Source organism: Sulfitobacter geojensis (genome assembly GCF_000622325.1).
GTDB lineage: Bacteria > Pseudomonadota > Alphaproteobacteria > Rhodobacterales > Rhodobacteraceae > Sulfitobacter > Sulfitobacter geojensis.
Genome location: NZ_JASE01000005.1, coordinates 2,876,178 through 2,891,589, shown reverse-complemented (window position 1 = coordinate 2,891,589; position 15,412 = coordinate 2,876,178). Strand labels below are relative to the sequence as shown.

Here is a 15,412-nt window from a genome sequence, read left to right as displayed (position 1 = left end):
GGACGCCGCACATGCCCCTGTCACCCGAACAACAAGCCGAAATCGACGAACTGCGCACGCAGACCTCGCCAACCCTGCGCGCCACCGTGCCGGGGATGGAGGCGCATCTGTACCGCGCCTATGACGTGCTCGACCACGGGTTCATCCGCGTCATCGACTATATGGGCGACGATTCTGCCATCTGTCAGGCCGCCCGCGTGTCCTACGGCAAGGGCACCAAATCCGTGCAGAATGACGAGGGGCTGATCCGCTACCTCATGCGCCACTGGCACTCGACCCCGTTCGAGATGTGCGAGATCAAACTGCACGTCAAACTGCCCGTCTTTGTCGCCCGCCAGTGGATCCGCCACCGTACCGCCAACGTCAACGAATACTCCGCCCGCTATTCGATCCTTGACCGCGAATTCTATATTCCCGCGCCCGAACATGTGAACGCGCAAAGCGTGGTGAACAATCAGGGCAGGGGCGGCGTGCTGGAAGGCGCGGAAGCCGCCCGCGTCCTTGAAATCCTGAAATCCGACAGCAACCGTGCCTATGACAACTACGAAAGCATGATCTCGACCGATGGCCCCGACGGCGCGCCGCAAGACGGCCTTGCCCGCGAACTGGCCCGCATGAACCTGCCGTCAAACATCTACACTCAATGGTACTGGAAAGTGGACCTCCATAACCTGTTTCATTTCTTGCGTCTGCGGGCAGATAAACATGCACAGTATGAAATAAGGGTTTACGCGGACGCGATTTGCAAAGTCGTCGCCGACTGGGTGCCCGCCGCCTACGGCGCGTTCGAGGATTACCGTCTGGGCGGTGCAACGATGTCCGGCAAAGCGCTCGACTGCGTGCGCCGCATGATCGCGGGGGAAGAGGTGACGCAGGAGACCTCTGGGATGTCCAAGGGGGAATGGCGGGAGTTTATGGGGGTTATTGGCTAGAAATCCATTATGCTAAGAGTTCGGGACAAATTCCAAATAGAAAACGCACTCCGCGAAATATCGGCTGCGCGTACCATCAACGAAGATGGATCGATGTCCACGAGGGGTTTCGGTGGCCTAAGAGAATATGAAAGTTACTTGGCGACTGCGCTCTTCGAGGAAAACCGAACCACAGCTTACTTGAAGGCTGTCGTTAAGAAGGCAATCCGAACTAGACAAAACCTTGAGCTACAAAGTTTTCTCACTGACGCAAGACGCATCTCCAATCAAATGATCCGTGCTAAGTATAAAGTGGTTTTCCCGATCCACGATTGCGGCGAGATTATTGTAGGAAAGCGTAAATCAAGAGGTGTTTGGATTAATTTTGATCCGACTTCTAACTCGCAGTTCATGCAATCAGTAAGAAGAAATAGGCAGTCGCAGGTCGGATCGAATAACTTCGATCATGGAGCAAATTTACAGGAGTATCGTGACTTACCTTTAGCAGTTGTTTCAGTCGACGCTGCCAATGCGTCTGATGCGTTTGAGCAAGCCGAGGCCGCAATTTCTACTGATCTTGGATTAGTCTCACTGTTTCTTTATCGTGGTAGGTCTATCATTCCAGAAAACCCGCGTACGCCAATCGCCCGATGTATTATTGCTCCGCATATGACTGTGCACTCACCTTCAGGTGCCCTCAGCTCACAACAATATTGGTTCAATCACTGGCCTCAAGAAGTGCGACGTGCCGGGATTCCTGCTGATAGGGTCACAAAATTATTGCGCATTGTAGTCCAATATAGGGAAAACCTTAGTAAGCTGCCTTGGAAGCAAACCGCAGAAATCGCACTTGCGCAGCATTATGAGGCTTTCAGTAAGCCCGATGGAGAAGCGGCCTTTTTGGGTGGTTGGCGCGTGCTTGAAACGATAGGCGGACCAAACTTTACTAAAAGTGATAGATTGGTGAGCCGTGCAGCAAGCTTCTTTAGAGACACAGATTATCACCGAGATCTTGGAAGGCATTTGCAGTTTAGACGAAACTCAGTGGCCCACGGCAAGCCTATTGCGGCCAATGATGATGAAACAGTTGCTTTTCAGATGCGTGAGTTTATAGCCCCGTTTATGTGGCACTTTATTTCCAATCCTTTTCAATTCAGATCGTTAGATGAACTCTGGTCATTTTGTGACGCTGACACCGAACGCAAAGACAGAGTGCGAAAAGTTCATATTCTCAAGAGTGCTGCAAAGTTTCGGAATGAGAGTGAGTATCCCTAAGAATCGTTGGCCAAGCGTAGGGTGGGTGTGAACCCACTACACTACCCCAAACATGTCCGACAGCGCCCGGACCTCCCCCATGGGGAGGGCGCTTCGCACCCACCCCGAGGTCCAAGCGCTGCCCTTTGCGGCAAAGCCACGCGCTTAAAACCGTACACCCCCCGGTGCACGGGGGGTGCACAGGGGGTGTACGCTAGACACCCCCCTCTAAAACCCCCAAACTCGGCCCATGTTCAACCTCGCCAATCCCCCCGCCGGTTTCATCGAAAACCCCTTTCCGCATTACGATGATTTGCTGCAAAACAGCCCCGTCACGCCCCAGCCTGACGGATCGGTCCTCATCACCAAACACGCCGATCTGAACGCGATTTATCGCGATACGACCACCTATATTTCCGATAAAAAACAAGCCTTTGCGCCTAAATTCGGCGAAGGGTCGCCGCTGTTTGAACATCACACCACCAGCCTTGTTTTCAACGACCCGCCGCTGCACACCCGCGTGCGCCGGATCATGACTGGGGCCCTCACGCCAAAGGCGCTTGCGCGGATGGAGCCGGGGTTGATCGCCACCGTCGACACGCTCCTTGATGAAATGCCTCAAGTCCCTGATCTGATTGAGGATTTCGCCTCCACCATCCCCATCCAGATCATCGGCAACCTGCTGGATATTCCCATGCAAGAACGCGCGCCCCTGCGCGACTGGTCCCTCGCCATTCTCGGCGCGCTGGAGCCCACGCTGACGCAGGACCAGCTGGCCGGGGGGCATCGGGCCGTTTCTGAATTTAAGTCCTACTTACAAGACCTTATCGCCCGTCGCCGCCGCGCGCCGGGCGATCCTGACACGGATGTTCTGACCCGTCTCATCACCGGCGATGCCAGCGGTCAACTGACCGAGATCGAGCTGATCCAGAACTGCATTTTCATCCTCAACGCGGGCCATGAAACCACCACCAATCTGATCGGCAACGGCCTTGCGCTGCTGCACGACCACCCTGATCAAAAAGCATTACTTCTCAGTGACTTCACGCACATCGACACCGCGGTAGAAGAGGTGCTGCGCCTGCGGTCTCCGAACCAGTTTGGCAACCGCGAAACCACAGCCAAGGTCAGCATCGGCGGGCAAGAGATTGCGCCGCAAACGAACCTGCATCTGTGTATCGGTGCCGCCAACCGCGACCCCGAAGTCTTTGACCGGCCAACAGAATTCGACATCACCCGCCGTCCCAACCGCCACCTTGCCTTTGCCGGTGGCCCGCATGTTTGCGTTGGCCTGACGCTCGCCCGCATGGAGGGGCGCATCGCGATCGAACGTTTCCTGCGTCGCTACCCGAACTACACCCTGTCGGAGCAGCGCACCGCCGGCGGACGCATCCGGTTTCACGGCTACACCGCGCTGCCAGCACGGCTCTGCAGCACGTAACCTCACGAAAATGCTGGACATATAGCGGCCACACGGCCAAAGTTGCTGCAATAATATCCGCGGTAAATTGAATTAAACGAGGGAATTTCATGCGTCTCACGACCTCAGCACTCGCAGGCGTCGGCCTGATGTTGGCCACGCTCATGCCGGCGCATGTCGCGGCACAGCCCAAGATTTATCCGTACCACGGGGCCAACTATTGTCCTGCCGGTTACCAGCCCGTTCAGATCGCAGGGGTGATTTGCTGCGGTCAGCCCAACCAGCATATGAGCTACAGTCAGGCTCTGGCCCACCCGATGCCGACGAAAAAGGTCTACAAGGTGCGCCACAAGGTCCGTTCGGCCCGTCCAACCTGCATGTCTGGCACCAAAGGCTGCACAAACTGACGTTGGATGAATACGGTGCCCGATACGTCCGGTGTCGGGGTGCGGAATACTCCTCATTTGATGGCTTTGAGCCTCCAATAAAAGGGCAGCGCTTGTGATACTTTATGGGCTCAAGAATTGTGATACCTGCCGCAAGGCCTTGAAGTCTCTGCCGCAGGCTGAGCTACGGGACGTGCGGAAGGACGGGGTGCCAGACGCCGTGCTCGCAGCAGCGCTGGAGAAATTTGGCGATGCGCTGCTCAACACGCGATCTACGACGTGGCGCGGCTTGGACGAGGGACAGCGACAGGCGGCACCGATAGAACTGGTCAAGGCCCATCCGGCCTTGATGAAGCGTCCGCTTATCGACGTGAATAATACGCTTTTTCTGGGTTGGAATAACGCGGTAGAGGCGGACATTAAAGCATCGCTTTAACGCGCATATCGTTCGCTTAGCGCTGTCTGCTCATCCGGCTTTTGGCGCAAAAGCGCGGTCGAATGACAGCGGTCCGGCGCCCTTGATCACCAGAACCAACAACAGAAAAATCCAAAGGGCGCGCTGGTCCATAATGATGGCGTCGGGAAAGCGGTCAAACCATCCACCGATCGCATCTGTTGCGCTGTGACCGTAGATATCGGTCAGGGACTGGACGACCACAAACCCGATCATTCCGACTGCGGCAAGTCGGGTCAGCAAGCCTAGGACAATCATCACCGGCAGCGCAAACTCGGCCCAAGTCCCGGCGAGAACGACGATTTTGTGAAAGAAGGACAGGGCGTCCGTGTCATAACCCGCGGCTTCCAGAACGCGGGGGAAAATCTGTGCGTAGGCCCCGACGGAAGGTGTCCAAAGGCCCGATACCCCTTCACCGAGTTTCGTCAGGCCGGAGTTCAGGAAATAGACCATCAGGATCGCCGCGAACAGAAAGCGTGCGACAGTGGGCAACACCCAGTCCGCACGGTCAAGCTTGCCGGCGAGGGCGGTGTAAGTGGACAAAAGTGCAGTCATGTCAGATCCTTATGGTTCAATGTGGCCAAGGCACCCGTGGCAAGGACAAGGCCGAGGCTGGAAGTCAGATCGAAATCCGGTGTGGCGGCAACGGCTTTGTCATGGGCCGCGCCAAAGGGTGTTTTGTCATTCAGCGCGTCAAGCCATAGACCGGCGCCCGAGGGCAGGAGATGCGGCGCAGGATCAAACGCCTGTCGCGTGATCAGAACGTCCTGTGGCACGTTGCGTGGCTTGCCGGCATCGGGGTTCTGGTTGAACGCCCAGATGTCATAGAGCGGCCAGGCGGAGCGCAGGACGAGAGTGGCAGGCGCGAGCGTAAGTGTCGCCTCTAGCAAGGCCTCAGGTGACAGGGATTGAAAGCCTCCGGGGTCGAATGGCGCCGCATCTGCGGCGTGATAAGAGTGACGCAGCGCCAGATCAAGACGGGCGGCATCGGGCAGATATCTGATATGTGCAAGTGGCGTGAAAGCGGCAAGAAAGTTAGGAAATTCAGCGCCGTAGAACATCATAAGCGGAGAGGACGGTGGATGTTGGCGCACAAAGTCGCGGGCGAGTTGCGTGAAATTCACCTCTCCCAGCAGTTTGGCAACCAGAGGGAAGGCGGCCTTCATCGCGTCGATCAGGGACTGGGTGACGTTGTTGCGATAGACATCGTATCGCTTGCCCGCAGGGCGCGACGCGTGGTCCAGCAACCCGTCGGGAACCGGTGTGGCAGGATCCAGCAAGCCCGCACGAAAGGCGCGTTGATTGCTCACGTGGATAACGCAACTGCGGCGCGGGCGGCTTCCGCTTTCAGCGTGGGCCAGTCGGGTACGTCATTGTCCCATTCGACCAGCACAGGTGCAGGACCGGTTTGCGCCAGCGTATAGTCCAAAAGCGCCCAAACCGGATCGACCACCGGTTTTCCATGACTGTCGATCAACAAGGGCGCGCCGTTATCGTCCTGATCCTCGTCATGTCCGCCGACGTGAATCTCGCCGACCTTGTCCGTCGGAAAGGCATCGATATAGGCTTGTGGGCTTTGCCCCAGATTGGTCGCGGAAATGAAGACATTGTTGACATCCAACAAAAGACCGCAGTGGGTTCTGTGGGTAAGTTCCGCCAAAAAGTCGGTTTCCGACAAGGTGGAGTCTGCGAAAGTCAGATAGCTGGAAGGGTTTTCCAACAGCATCTGGCGGCCCAAAACGTCCTGAACCTGATTGATATGATCGGTCACGCGGGTCAGCGTTTCGGCCGTGTAAGGCAGGGGCAGCAGGTCGTTCAGGAATTCACTGCCATGGGTCGACCACGCAAGGTGCTCTGAAAAACTGGCCGGATTGATCCAGTCGCATAGCTTTTTCAGGCGGGTCAGATGGGCAGTATCAAGCGGAGTTTCACCGCCAATGGACAGACCAACACCGTGTACCGAGATGGCAAATTCGTCGGACAGGGCGGCAAGCTGGGCAAGCGGGCGGCCCCCGTCACCCATATAGTTTTCGGCGTGCACCTCAACCCATGCAACAGGGCCGGGATCGGCGCGTAAATCATTGAAATGTTGGGGTTTGTATCCAACGCCAATGGCGTTTGGCAGGCGGTCAAAGCGGGCGGAGGTGTCAAGCATGAACGTCTGATCCTCTTTGATCGGGATCCTTGGGCGGGGCCGCCGCCCAAGGCACTGTAATCGGGGTTTATGCAGGCAGGTCGCGGTCAAGCGCTTCAAGGGAACCGGTGCGCTCGCTGCCGTCTGCCATCGCAGGCAGTTCGATTTCTGTGCAGGTGCCGGCGTCTACCAATGTCCACGCGTTGCCCTGATAATCTGTGACGGAAGTGCCGGCGCAGGTTGTGCCCGGACCTGCGGCACAGTCGTTCGCACCAGCAAGGGACACGCCATAACATTTCTCTTTGGAAGCGGCATCCGCAGCAGTGGTTTGCGCAGTCATTGCAGCAGCAACGGCACCGGCGATGGCAACTGATTTCATAACGTTAGACATGTGATCTTCCTTTATCTTTGGTTCGGGTCACGGGGTGATGAAGCTAATAAAACACTGTGCTGGTTGAAAATCTATTCACGAGCAGGTGTGTCACGAACCCGTCAGGGTTTTTGCCTGAAACCACGCGATTATTACGGGTAATTTCCCGAATTGTCACGGATTGTTACAGGATTGGCCTGTCCGGCGACCCCTTGGATCGCCGGACAAATGGGAATTGTTACAGTTCGCTCACGCGCGCAGATCGGGCGGTGTCGCTTCGACAGACAGCTCTTGTGCAACTTCGCTCAACGCTTGCACGCTGGTCTGCTTCTGACCCAATCGGCGTACGGAAACGGTTTTTTCCTCAACCTCGCGTGCACCAACGGCCAAAATCACCGGCACCTTGCCAACAGAATGTTCGCGGACCTTATAGTTGATCTTTTCGTTGCGCATGTCCGCTTCGGCACGCACGCCTGCGGCTTTCAGGGTTTCAACAACTTCCATAACATAGTCGTCCGCCTCGGAGGTGATGGAGGCGACAACGACCTGACGCGGGGCCAGCCAGAAGGGCAGCTTGCCTGCATGTTCCTCGATCAGGATGCCGATGAAGCGTTCAAAGGACCCTAGCGTAGCGCGGTGCAGCATAACGGGGCGATGTTTGCCGCCGTCAGACCCGACATAGGTCGCGTCCAGCCGTTCGGGCAGAACGAAATCCACCTGATGGGTGCCGCACTGCCAGTCCCGACCAATCGCGTCGGTTAGAACGAATTCCAGTTTCGGGCCGTAAAACGCGCCTTCACCTGGGTTCAATTCCGGCTCGATGCCGGCTTTGCGGGTGGCGGAGAGCAGCGCCTCTTCTGCCTTGTCCCAGACTTCGTCGGAACCGGAACGTGTTTCGGGGCGATCCGAGAATTTGACCTTAAAGTTTTCAAACCCGAGATCTTTGTAGATGCCGCGCAGGAATTCGATGTAGATCGCGGTTTCTTCCTCGATCTGGTCCTCACGGCAGAAGATATGCCCGTCATCCTGAGTAAAGCCGCGCACCCGCATGATGCCGTGCAGCGCGCCCGAGGGTTCATACCGGTTGCACGATCCAAATTCGGCCATGCGCAGGGGCAGGTCACGATAAGACTTCATGCCTTGGTTGAAAATCTGCACGTGGCAGGGGCAGTTCATCGGCTTCAGGGCGTTCACGGCCTTTTCGCGGGCGTGTTCCTCGTCCACTTCGACGATGAACATGTTTTCCTGATACTTTTCCCAGTGACCGGATGCTTCCCACAGTTTGCGGTCGACGACTTGTGGGGTGTTCACCTCCACATAGCCACCTTTGCGCTGCTGGCGGCGCATGTAGTCCTGCAACTGGGTGTAGATCAGCCAACCATTGGCATGCCAGAAAACCTGACCGGGGGCTTCTTCCTGCATGTGATACAGGTCCATCTCGCGGCCCAGCTTGCGGTGGTCGCGTTTGGCGGCCTCTTCCAACATATTCAGGTGCGCGCGCAGTTTTTCCTTACCGGTGAAGGCCACACCGTAGATGCGTTGCAGCATGGCGCGGTCACTGTCGCCACGCCAGTAGGCACCGGCGATGGACATCAGTTTAAAGCTGTCGCCCGGCACTTGACCGGTATGTTGCAGGTGGGGCCCGCGGCACAGGTCTTGCCAGTCGCCGTGCCAGTACATGCGCAGGGGTTCGTCGCCGGGAATGGCCTCGATCAGCTCAACCTTATAAGGCTCACCCAAGTCCTCGTAATGTTTGATTGCGCGGGCGCGGTCCCAGACTTCGGTGCGGACTTCATCACGTTTGTTGATGATTTCCTTCATCTTTTTCTCGATGACGCCAAGGTCTTCGGGGGTAAAGGATTCGGCGCGGTCAAAGTCATAGTACCAGCCGTCCTTGATCACCGGACCGATGGTTACTTTGGTGTCGGGCCAGATTTCCTGCACGGCGCGGGCCATGATGTGGGCCAGATCGTGGCGCACCAATTCGTTGGCTTGCTCTTCGTCCTGCATGGTGTGGATCGCAATGTCGGCGTCCGCGTCAATGGGCCATGCCAGATCGTAATGCGCGCCGTTCACGGTCGCGCTGATCGCCTTTTTGCCAAGGGATTTGGAAATATCAGCCGCAACTTCGCCCGCAGTGATACCTGCGTCGTACTGTCGTGCATTGCCATCGGGAAGGGTGAGTGAGATTTGAGCCATCTATATGGGCCTCCTCGTCAGTTTGGCGCCCACGAGACGCCCGGTTGCGGGTTATGTGTGGCGCTCTTTTGGCGCGGCTGGCGCGTTAGGTCAAGTGGCGGAAAGGTATGTGTTGACTGCGACGGGTCATGGGCTATTTACGACGTAAGGGTCGGCATCTGCGCTGACATGCACCGATAGGGGATCACGCAATGCAAAGCTATAACCGGACATTCGAGTTGACCATCGAAGACGTCGATCTGATCGAGGAAGCGTTGCGCGCCCGTGGCCGCGAGCTGTGCAAGATGCGCCGTGCCCTGAGTGACGAAGATCTGGCGGGCATTGAAGCCATCCGCGTGATCGAGCAAGACCAGCGCAATGGCGAAGAGTTGTTGGGCCGGCTGCACGATCAAAAGATCTTTTACCGGCCCAAAACATCGACTTACGTCGGCGGCTGACCGTTAGGCCATCGCGCCGGCAAAGACCGCATAGCCCAACAGCATGCAGCAGACCCAACCGATGTTATACAGCATCGGGCGCAGGGGCATGCGGGCCCAACCGCTGATCATGCCCACTGCATGGGCGATGCGCACCCAAAAGAACACAATCGCGACCCAATAGGTCAGCGCCGTGAACCCGTCCACGCGATCAAGGATCAGGACCAACACTGCAAACGGGACGAATTGTTCCAGCAGATTGAGGTGCGCGCGATGGGCGCGGTGTACCCATGCGGGCAGATCGTTCAGGTTTCCGGGCCGTAAAAACGTATCCGGTGCCCCTTCGGGTAGGGGGTTGCGCACCACCCCGACGATATAAGGGATCCACATGGAAGCGGCAAAAAGGGTGAGGCATGTCAGTATGCCAAGCTCTGTCGGAAAGGTGTCCATTACGGTATTCCCTACATCGCCATCTTCAGCGCGGTGCCGGTCTCAAGCCATGACTTGAGCGATCCGGCAAGGCGCGCCCAGCCTTCGCCGACCCCGTCCTGCCCTGCGGGAATGTCGTAATGTTCGATGGTCAGCTTGCAGATATCCCCTTGGGGTTCAATGATAAATGCCATCCGTGAGGCCGGCGCGTCGGGGCCGAAGAAATGCGGCTCAAAGGTCGCTTCGATCCGTGTCTTGGGGACGACTTTGGTGGGGCGTTGGGTCAACATTTTGTTGCCATCCGGCATGATCCACGTCAGCGCGCCACCTTCGACGGCTTCGCCCTCCACACGTTCGCACATGAAGTGATAGGCCGCCATGCTGGCCGGATCGCTCAGCGCATCCCACAATGCGTCCTGCGTGCAGCGGATAAAGGTTTGCATCATAAAATCGGGTTTGGTCATTTGGTGGTTCCTTTCAAGGGTTGATTTTAGGTCCAGCACCGCTCGGGCCACCGGTTTTGCGCGCATCGGCTCAATCCAGCGATCAATGGTTTGTTGCAGGGTTACGGCGTTCAGATAGTGATATTTGAATCGCCCTTTCTTGTGCGTCACGACCAACCCGGCGGCTTCCAGCACGCCTAGGTGCTTCATCACGCCAAAGCGGGTCATTTCCAGCAGTTCGGTCAACTCTTGCAGGCTTTGCCCGTCCTTCTGACGCAACGCGTCGAGCAGGGTGCGGCGGGCCGGATCGGCAAGAGCTTTGAAAACTGCGTCCATGAGGTGCTTATAGGTGATTCAATTGTCACGTGACAATAAGGTCACTTAATAATTCTGCCTGTTGAACTTGATCGCGGCCGCGCGCATGATCGCCAAAATTTCGGAGGCACCCATGGGCGAACCATCATTTCTGTCAACAAAACAAGGGCGAAAGATCGCCTATCACCGCTCAGAGGGGCAGGGTCCGTGGGTGGTTTTTCTGGGCGGGTTAAAATCCGACATGCAGGGCACCAAAGCCGTGTTTTTGGAAGAATGGGCCAAGGAGCAGGGGCGTGCTTTTCTGCGTTTCGACTATTCCGGTCATGGCGAATCGTCTGGTGACTTCACGGACGGCTGTATCGGGGATTGGGCCGAAGACACGGCGCAAGCAGTGGCGACACTTACTCAGGGACCCATTCTGCCCGTCGGCTCGTCCATGGGGGGGTGGCAGGCGCTGCTGTTGGCACGCTCCATGCCCGAACGGGTGGCAGGGCTGGTCACCATCGCCGCCGCGCCGGATTTCACAGAGGACGGGTATTGGGCCGGTTTCAGCGACGAGCAAAAGCAAGCGCTCGAAGAGGTGGGCCATGTTGAGCTGCCATCAGATTATATGGAGCCTTACATCATTACCAAGCGGATGATCGAGGATGGTCGCAACCAGCTGGTCCTGCGCAGCCCGTTGGAACTGCCCTTCCCCGTGCGGTTCTTGCAAGGCACCGCGGACACCGCGGTGAGTGTTGCAACAGCGGTGCGATTGCTGGAACATGCCAGCGGGCCGGACATGCAATTGCGCTTGGTCAAGGACGCGGATCACCGCTTTTCCGATGGCCCCTGTTTGGCCCTGATGCTTGAAGCGGTAGAAGAGGTGTTGGCGGCAGGAGACTGATTTCAAAAAAGATATAGGATGTAAAATGCAGCAGAGAATTTCACTTATCACTCTTGGAACCCGTGACATGACCACGATGGGCACTTTTTATGATGCGCTTGGCTGGGCGCGTGTCGACAGCCCGGACGAGGTGATTGCCTACGACCTGATCGGCCAGACTTTGGGGCTTTATCCGATTAAAAAGCTGGCCGAAGACATTGGCGTAGATGTCGCAACGCTGGGCCACGGGGCGATGACCCTTGGACACAACGTGCGCGAAAAAGCCGACGTGGCTGCGGTTCTGGATGCCGCCAAGGCGGCCGGCGGTCGTGTCCTGAAACCGGCAGCAGATGTGTTCTGGGGCGGGCATCACGGATATTTCCAAGACCCTGAAGGGCACATTTGGGAAGTGGCGCATAACCCGTTTTCGACCCTGCGCGAGGATGGGGCATTTCGCTGGAACGGCTTCGGCTGATGCGCAAACCGGCCAGCATGTGGAGCCTTGAAACCTTTGGCCGCCAACGTCTGTCCCGTTACTATTTCATGCGCGATTTCATGTTTTCGGAGATTTCGGGGTTTCATGGCATTCCCAACGTCCCCGAAAATCCGGATCTGGTTCTGGAAAACGGTCGCGCCTTTTGCACTCTTTTGCTGGACCCGCTTGAGGAAACATTTGGCCGGATCGCCCTGCGCTCGGGCTATCGGTCGCCGACATTGAACCGATACGGCAATGAAAACAAACTGAACTGCGCCCGCAATGACAATCCATTGGAGTGTCATATCTGGGATTGGGGGCAGGGCGCGCAGGCGGTCGCGGGCGCAACAATCGTGGTGCCGTGGTTTGCGGATCAATATGATCAGGGGCGCGACTGGCGCGATCTGGCATGGTGGCTGCATGACCATCTGCCCTATTCGGAAATGTGGTTTTTCCCCAAGCTGGCTGCGCTCAATCTTGTTTGGCGCCCCAACCCCCAACGCACCATATCCAGCTATATCGCGCCACGCGGCATGTTGCTGCGCGCGGGTGAGGCGGCGCAGGAGACGTCAGAGCGACGCCGGACAAGATATGCCGACTTCCCGCCTTTTCGGGGGTTGAGGCCGCCGGCGGCCCCAGCGTATGCTGCCCAAGGATCGCCCATCGGTTAGGGTGCCACTCGAACCGCGCGGAGCAGTCTTTTCATGTCTTTTCAAGGGTGTACCACTTGACGCACGAACCTTTGGTCCTTCTGCCCGGTATGATGTGTGATGCACGTCTGTTCGGCCCGCAAATCGCTGAACTTTCCGCCGATATGGCTGTGATGGTTGCCCCTGTGACACAGGGCGAACGGATCGAGGAGATCGCATCGGGCCTGTTGGACTTGTTGCCCAAGCGTTTTGCGCTGGCGGGGCTCAGCATGGGCGGGATTGTCGCGATGGAACTGCTGCGCCGTGCGCCGGACCGGATATCACGGATTGCCCTGATGGATACCAACCCGCTGGCGGAAACGCCTGTGATCGCGGCCAATCGCGAGCCGCAGATTGTCAAGGTGCGGTCGGGCAGGTTGCTTGAGGTGATGCGTGATGAGATGAAGCCGAACTACCTTGCCCCCGGCCCCTATCGCGCGGAGGTGATGGATTTGGTGATGGATATGGCTGAAACGCTGGGGCCTGATGTGTTCATCCGCCAATCGCGTGCCTTGCAGCGCCGCCGTGACCAGCAGGCGGTTTTGCGCAAATGTCGCACACCTGCCTTGGTGCTATGCGGTGAGCATGATCAGCTGTGTCCGGTGAAACGTCACAGTTTCATGGCCGAGCTGATCCCTTATGCCGAACTTGTTGTCGTGCCGGATGCGGGCCATTTGCCAACACTTGAAAATCCGGCCGAAACGACGGAAGCGATCCGCAAATGGATGCGCCAACCGCTGGTCCTGCAATAGGTTTCGGGTTTACGCCTAACGGCTGGTCTGTGCGATCAGCCTTGCGGTCTCGCCCTTGGGCAGAACTTGAACCTCTGCAACGGGTTGTAAGGTCCCGAGATCAAAGAAGGGCGTCTGTTTCCAGCGGCCGCTGACCCTCCCGATAAATGCCCGCCAGATCATGCCAAAAACAAGGGTGCCCATACCTTCGTGGCGGTGTTTGCCGTCCCCTGTCGGGATAAATCCGCGTGTTGCGACGGGGCCAAGTGCGGCAGAATCGCTGACACGCGCGGCAACCAATCCGGCGAAAGCCACTTTCGGCTTGCGTAGTGTATTGAACATCGCCGCCCCGCAGCAGGAGGCCTGCCAGCGCAGCAGGTTATTGGGACCAAAGGAAAATACTGCCAGCTGGTCCTGACCCGCCTGAAAACTGATCTTGTCAGGGGTGGTTTGGTAGACCCTGATACCGTCGCTGCCGGGATCCGGGGCACCGGTATGGATGTCCGCCGCGCGGCAGGACTGACAGAAGCACTGCGCGTGGTTTCCCCATCCAACATCAGCCAACGTCCCCTGTACTTTGCCGCATCGACACGCAAAGGGGACATTGGCCATTGTTTAGGCTGCCTTGTTCTTCTTCGCGGCCGGCTTGGGTTTCGCCGGGGCAGGGGCGGCGGCTGTTTCGCCGTGCGCATCGATGAAATCCAACACCAGGGGGCGGATATTCTTGCGCCAGCTTTTGCCTGCGAAGATACCATAGTGGCCTGCGCCGTCTTCAAGGTGGCTGGCTTTCTTGTCGTCCGGCAGGCCGGTCAACAGGTCCAGTGCCGCGATACATTGGCCGGGGGCGGAAATGTCATCCTTGGACCCCTCAACTGTTTTCACCGCAACTGTGGTGATCTTGCCGATGTCCACGTGGCGGCCCGCGACGGTAAAATCATTCTTGGCGATTTCACCTTCTTTGAAAATACGGTCAACGGTGGACAGGTAGAACTCTGCCGGCATGTCCATCACAGCCAGATATTCATCGTAGAACTTGTTGTGCTTGTCATGCTCGTGGGCTTCGCCGCGCATCACACTGCTGATCTGGTTCTGAAACGCCTTCATATGGGTTTCTGCATTCATCGAGATGAAGGAATTCAGTTGCAGCAGACCGGGATAGACCATGCGTCCGACGCCGGCGTATTTGAAACCGACACGCTGGATCATCATTTCCTCAAGCTGGCCCATGGTGACGGAATGGCCAAAGTCGGTCACATCCGTCGGCGCGGCGGAAGGATCAATCGGTCCGCCAATCAGGGTCAGTGTGCGCGGCTGCGCATCGGGGTCTTCTTCGGCGAGGTAGGCGGTTGCGGCCAGCGCGAGAGGCGCAGGTTGGCACACGGCAATCACATGGGTATCCGGCCCAAGCTCACGCATGAAGTCAACGAGGTACAGCGTGTAATCTTCGATGTCGAACTTACCCGCGCTGACCGGAATGTCGCGCGCGTTGTGCCAGTCGGTAATATAAAGGTCGCAATCGGGCAGCAGCGAAATCACGGTGGACCGCAGCAAAGTGGCATAATGACCGGACATCGGCGCGACGAGCAGAACCTTGCGCTTTGGCTCTGTGCGCCCTTGCACGCGGAAATGCAGCAGGTCGCCGAAGTCGCGCTTGACGACAACTTCTTCTACAACAATGCGGTCTTGACCGTTGGCCCCTACGAAAGGCGGGATGTTCCAGTCCGGTTTTGTCACCATCCGCGAGAAGCTGCGTTCGGTAACTTCGCCCCAAGCTGCCATCCATTCAAGAGCAGGGTTTGGAAACATGGAGAAAGCAGGGTATGATGCAACGGCAAGCGCTGAGGCACCCATCCACTGGTTCGTGTTCCGTATCGTTTCCATAAGGTCGTAGGTTGCCATATAACGCATGTTGGGGGTCTCC

General features: G+C 57.4%; 19 protein-coding genes. 10 read left to right on the top strand and 9 right to left on the bottom strand.

Annotation, left to right across the window (positions count from 1 at the left end):
- Positions 1 to 11: 11 nt before the first annotated feature.
- The 5 genes from thyX (at position 12) to Z947_RS0116075 (ending at position 4,407) form a co-directional block, all read left to right on the top strand.
- The gene (thyX, locus tag Z947_RS0116095) at positions 12 to 932 is read left to right on the top strand and encodes an FAD-dependent thymidylate synthase (protein ID WP_025045315.1); all 921 of its coding nucleotides are present in this window, start codon (positions 12 to 14) and stop codon (positions 930 to 932) included.
- 138 nt (positions 933 to 1,070) lie between these two features.
- Entirely contained in the window at positions 1,071 to 2,186 is a 1,116-nt protein-coding gene (locus Z947_RS0116090) for a hypothetical protein (protein ID WP_156026663.1), read from the top strand.
- A 229-nt stretch (positions 2,187 to 2,415) separates the two neighbouring features.
- Positions 2,416 to 3,606 carry a cytochrome P450 gene (locus Z947_RS0116085; RefSeq protein ID WP_025045313.1) on the top strand — a complete coding sequence of 397 codons (1,191 nt, stop codon included), beginning with the start codon at positions 2,416 to 2,418 and terminating at the stop codon, positions 3,604 to 3,606.
- 89 nt (positions 3,607 to 3,695) lie between these two features.
- Positions 3,696 to 3,992, top strand: a complete 297-nt coding sequence (locus tag Z947_RS0116080) for a hypothetical protein (protein WP_025045312.1) — start codon at positions 3,696 to 3,698, stop codon at positions 3,990 to 3,992.
- A 94-nt stretch (positions 3,993 to 4,086) separates the two neighbouring features.
- Positions 4,087 to 4,407 carry an ArsC/Spx/MgsR family protein gene (locus Z947_RS0116075; RefSeq protein ID WP_025045311.1) on the top strand — a complete coding sequence of 107 codons (321 nt, stop codon included), beginning with the start codon at positions 4,087 to 4,089 and terminating at the stop codon, positions 4,405 to 4,407.
- Positions 4,408 to 4,437: 30 nt separating this feature from the next.
- Here Z947_RS0116075 and Z947_RS0116070 read toward each other — a convergent pair whose 3' ends face one another.
- The 5 genes from Z947_RS0116070 to thrS form a co-directional block, all read right to left on the bottom strand.
- Positions 4,438 to 4,980 (bottom strand): DoxX family protein, encoded by a 543-nt coding sequence (locus tag Z947_RS0116070; protein WP_025045310.1) that lies wholly within the window; start codon positions 4,978 to 4,980, stop codon positions 4,438 to 4,440.
- Complete coding sequence (locus Z947_RS0116065) at positions 4,977 to 5,735, bottom strand: HvfC/BufC N-terminal domain-containing protein (protein WP_037938973.1); 759 nt, start codon at positions 5,733 to 5,735, stop codon at positions 4,977 to 4,979. Before Z947_RS0116065 ends, Z947_RS0116070 begins: the two co-directional genes overlap by 4 nt.
- Positions 5,732 to 6,580, bottom strand: coding sequence for an MNIO family bufferin maturase (gene bufB, locus Z947_RS0116060; protein ID WP_025045308.1), 849 nt, complete (start codon positions 6,578 to 6,580; stop codon positions 5,732 to 5,734). Before bufB ends, Z947_RS0116065 begins: the two co-directional genes overlap by 4 nt.
- A gap of 67 nt (positions 6,581 to 6,647) precedes the next feature.
- Positions 6,648 to 6,950 (bottom strand): BufA1 family periplasmic bufferin-type metallophore, encoded by a 303-nt coding sequence (locus tag Z947_RS0116055; protein WP_025045307.1) that lies wholly within the window; start codon positions 6,948 to 6,950, stop codon positions 6,648 to 6,650.
- A gap of 228 nt (positions 6,951 to 7,178) precedes the next feature.
- A complete protein-coding gene (gene thrS / locus Z947_RS0116050; RefSeq protein ID WP_025045306.1) occupies positions 7,179 to 9,128 on the bottom strand; it encodes a threonine--tRNA ligase in 1,950 nt (649 codons plus the stop codon).
- A gap of 191 nt (positions 9,129 to 9,319) precedes the next feature.
- Between thrS and Z947_RS0116045 the strand changes: the two genes are divergently transcribed.
- Entirely contained in the window at positions 9,320 to 9,565 is a 246-nt protein-coding gene (locus Z947_RS0116045; RefSeq protein ID WP_025045305.1) for a hypothetical protein, read from the top strand.
- Positions 9,566 to 9,568: 3 nt separating this feature from the next.
- On the opposite strand, the gene Z947_RS0116040 is transcribed toward Z947_RS0116045, so the two are convergent.
- Positions 9,569 to 9,994, bottom strand: a complete 426-nt coding sequence (locus Z947_RS0116040; RefSeq protein WP_025045304.1) for an MAPEG family protein — start codon at positions 9,992 to 9,994, stop codon at positions 9,569 to 9,571.
- A gap of 11 nt (positions 9,995 to 10,005) precedes the next feature.
- Positions 10,006 to 10,752, bottom strand: coding sequence for an ArsR/SmtB family transcription factor (locus Z947_RS0116035; protein ID WP_025045303.1), 747 nt, complete (start codon positions 10,750 to 10,752; stop codon positions 10,006 to 10,008).
- A 112-nt stretch (positions 10,753 to 10,864) separates the two neighbouring features.
- Between Z947_RS0116035 and Z947_RS0116030 the strand changes: the two genes are divergently transcribed.
- The 4 genes from Z947_RS0116030 to Z947_RS0116015 all read left to right on the top strand — a co-directional run bounded on the left by Z947_RS0116030 (position 10,865) and on the right by Z947_RS0116015 (position 13,512).
- Entirely contained in the window at positions 10,865 to 11,617 is a 753-nt protein-coding gene (locus Z947_RS0116030) for an alpha/beta fold hydrolase (protein ID WP_025045302.1), read from the top strand.
- 25 nt (positions 11,618 to 11,642) lie between these two features.
- The gene (locus tag Z947_RS0116025) at positions 11,643 to 12,071 is read left to right on the top strand and encodes a VOC family protein (protein WP_025045301.1); all 429 of its coding nucleotides are present in this window, start codon (positions 11,643 to 11,645) and stop codon (positions 12,069 to 12,071) included.
- A gap of 17 nt (positions 12,072 to 12,088) precedes the next feature.
- Positions 12,089 to 12,742, top strand: coding sequence for a hypothetical protein (locus tag Z947_RS0116020; RefSeq protein ID WP_025045300.1), 654 nt, complete (start codon positions 12,089 to 12,091; stop codon positions 12,740 to 12,742).
- A gap of 89 nt (positions 12,743 to 12,831) precedes the next feature.
- Entirely contained in the window at positions 12,832 to 13,512 is a 681-nt protein-coding gene (locus Z947_RS0116015) for an alpha/beta fold hydrolase (protein ID WP_037939647.1), read from the top strand.
- Positions 13,513 to 13,527: 15 nt separating this feature from the next.
- Here Z947_RS0116015 and Z947_RS0116010 read toward each other — a convergent pair whose 3' ends face one another.
- Together Z947_RS0116010 and phaZ are read right to left on the bottom strand one after the other, a co-directional pair.
- Positions 13,528 to 14,103 (bottom strand): DUF6151 family protein, encoded by a 576-nt coding sequence (locus tag Z947_RS0116010; protein WP_025045298.1) that lies wholly within the window; start codon positions 14,101 to 14,103, stop codon positions 13,528 to 13,530.
- A gap of 3 nt (positions 14,104 to 14,106) precedes the next feature.
- On the bottom strand, positions 14,107 to 15,399 hold the full coding sequence (gene phaZ, locus Z947_RS0116005; protein ID WP_025045297.1) for a polyhydroxyalkanoate depolymerase: 1,293 nt from the start codon (positions 15,397 to 15,399) through the stop codon (positions 14,107 to 14,109).
- Positions 15,400 to 15,412 lie beyond the last annotated feature (13 nt).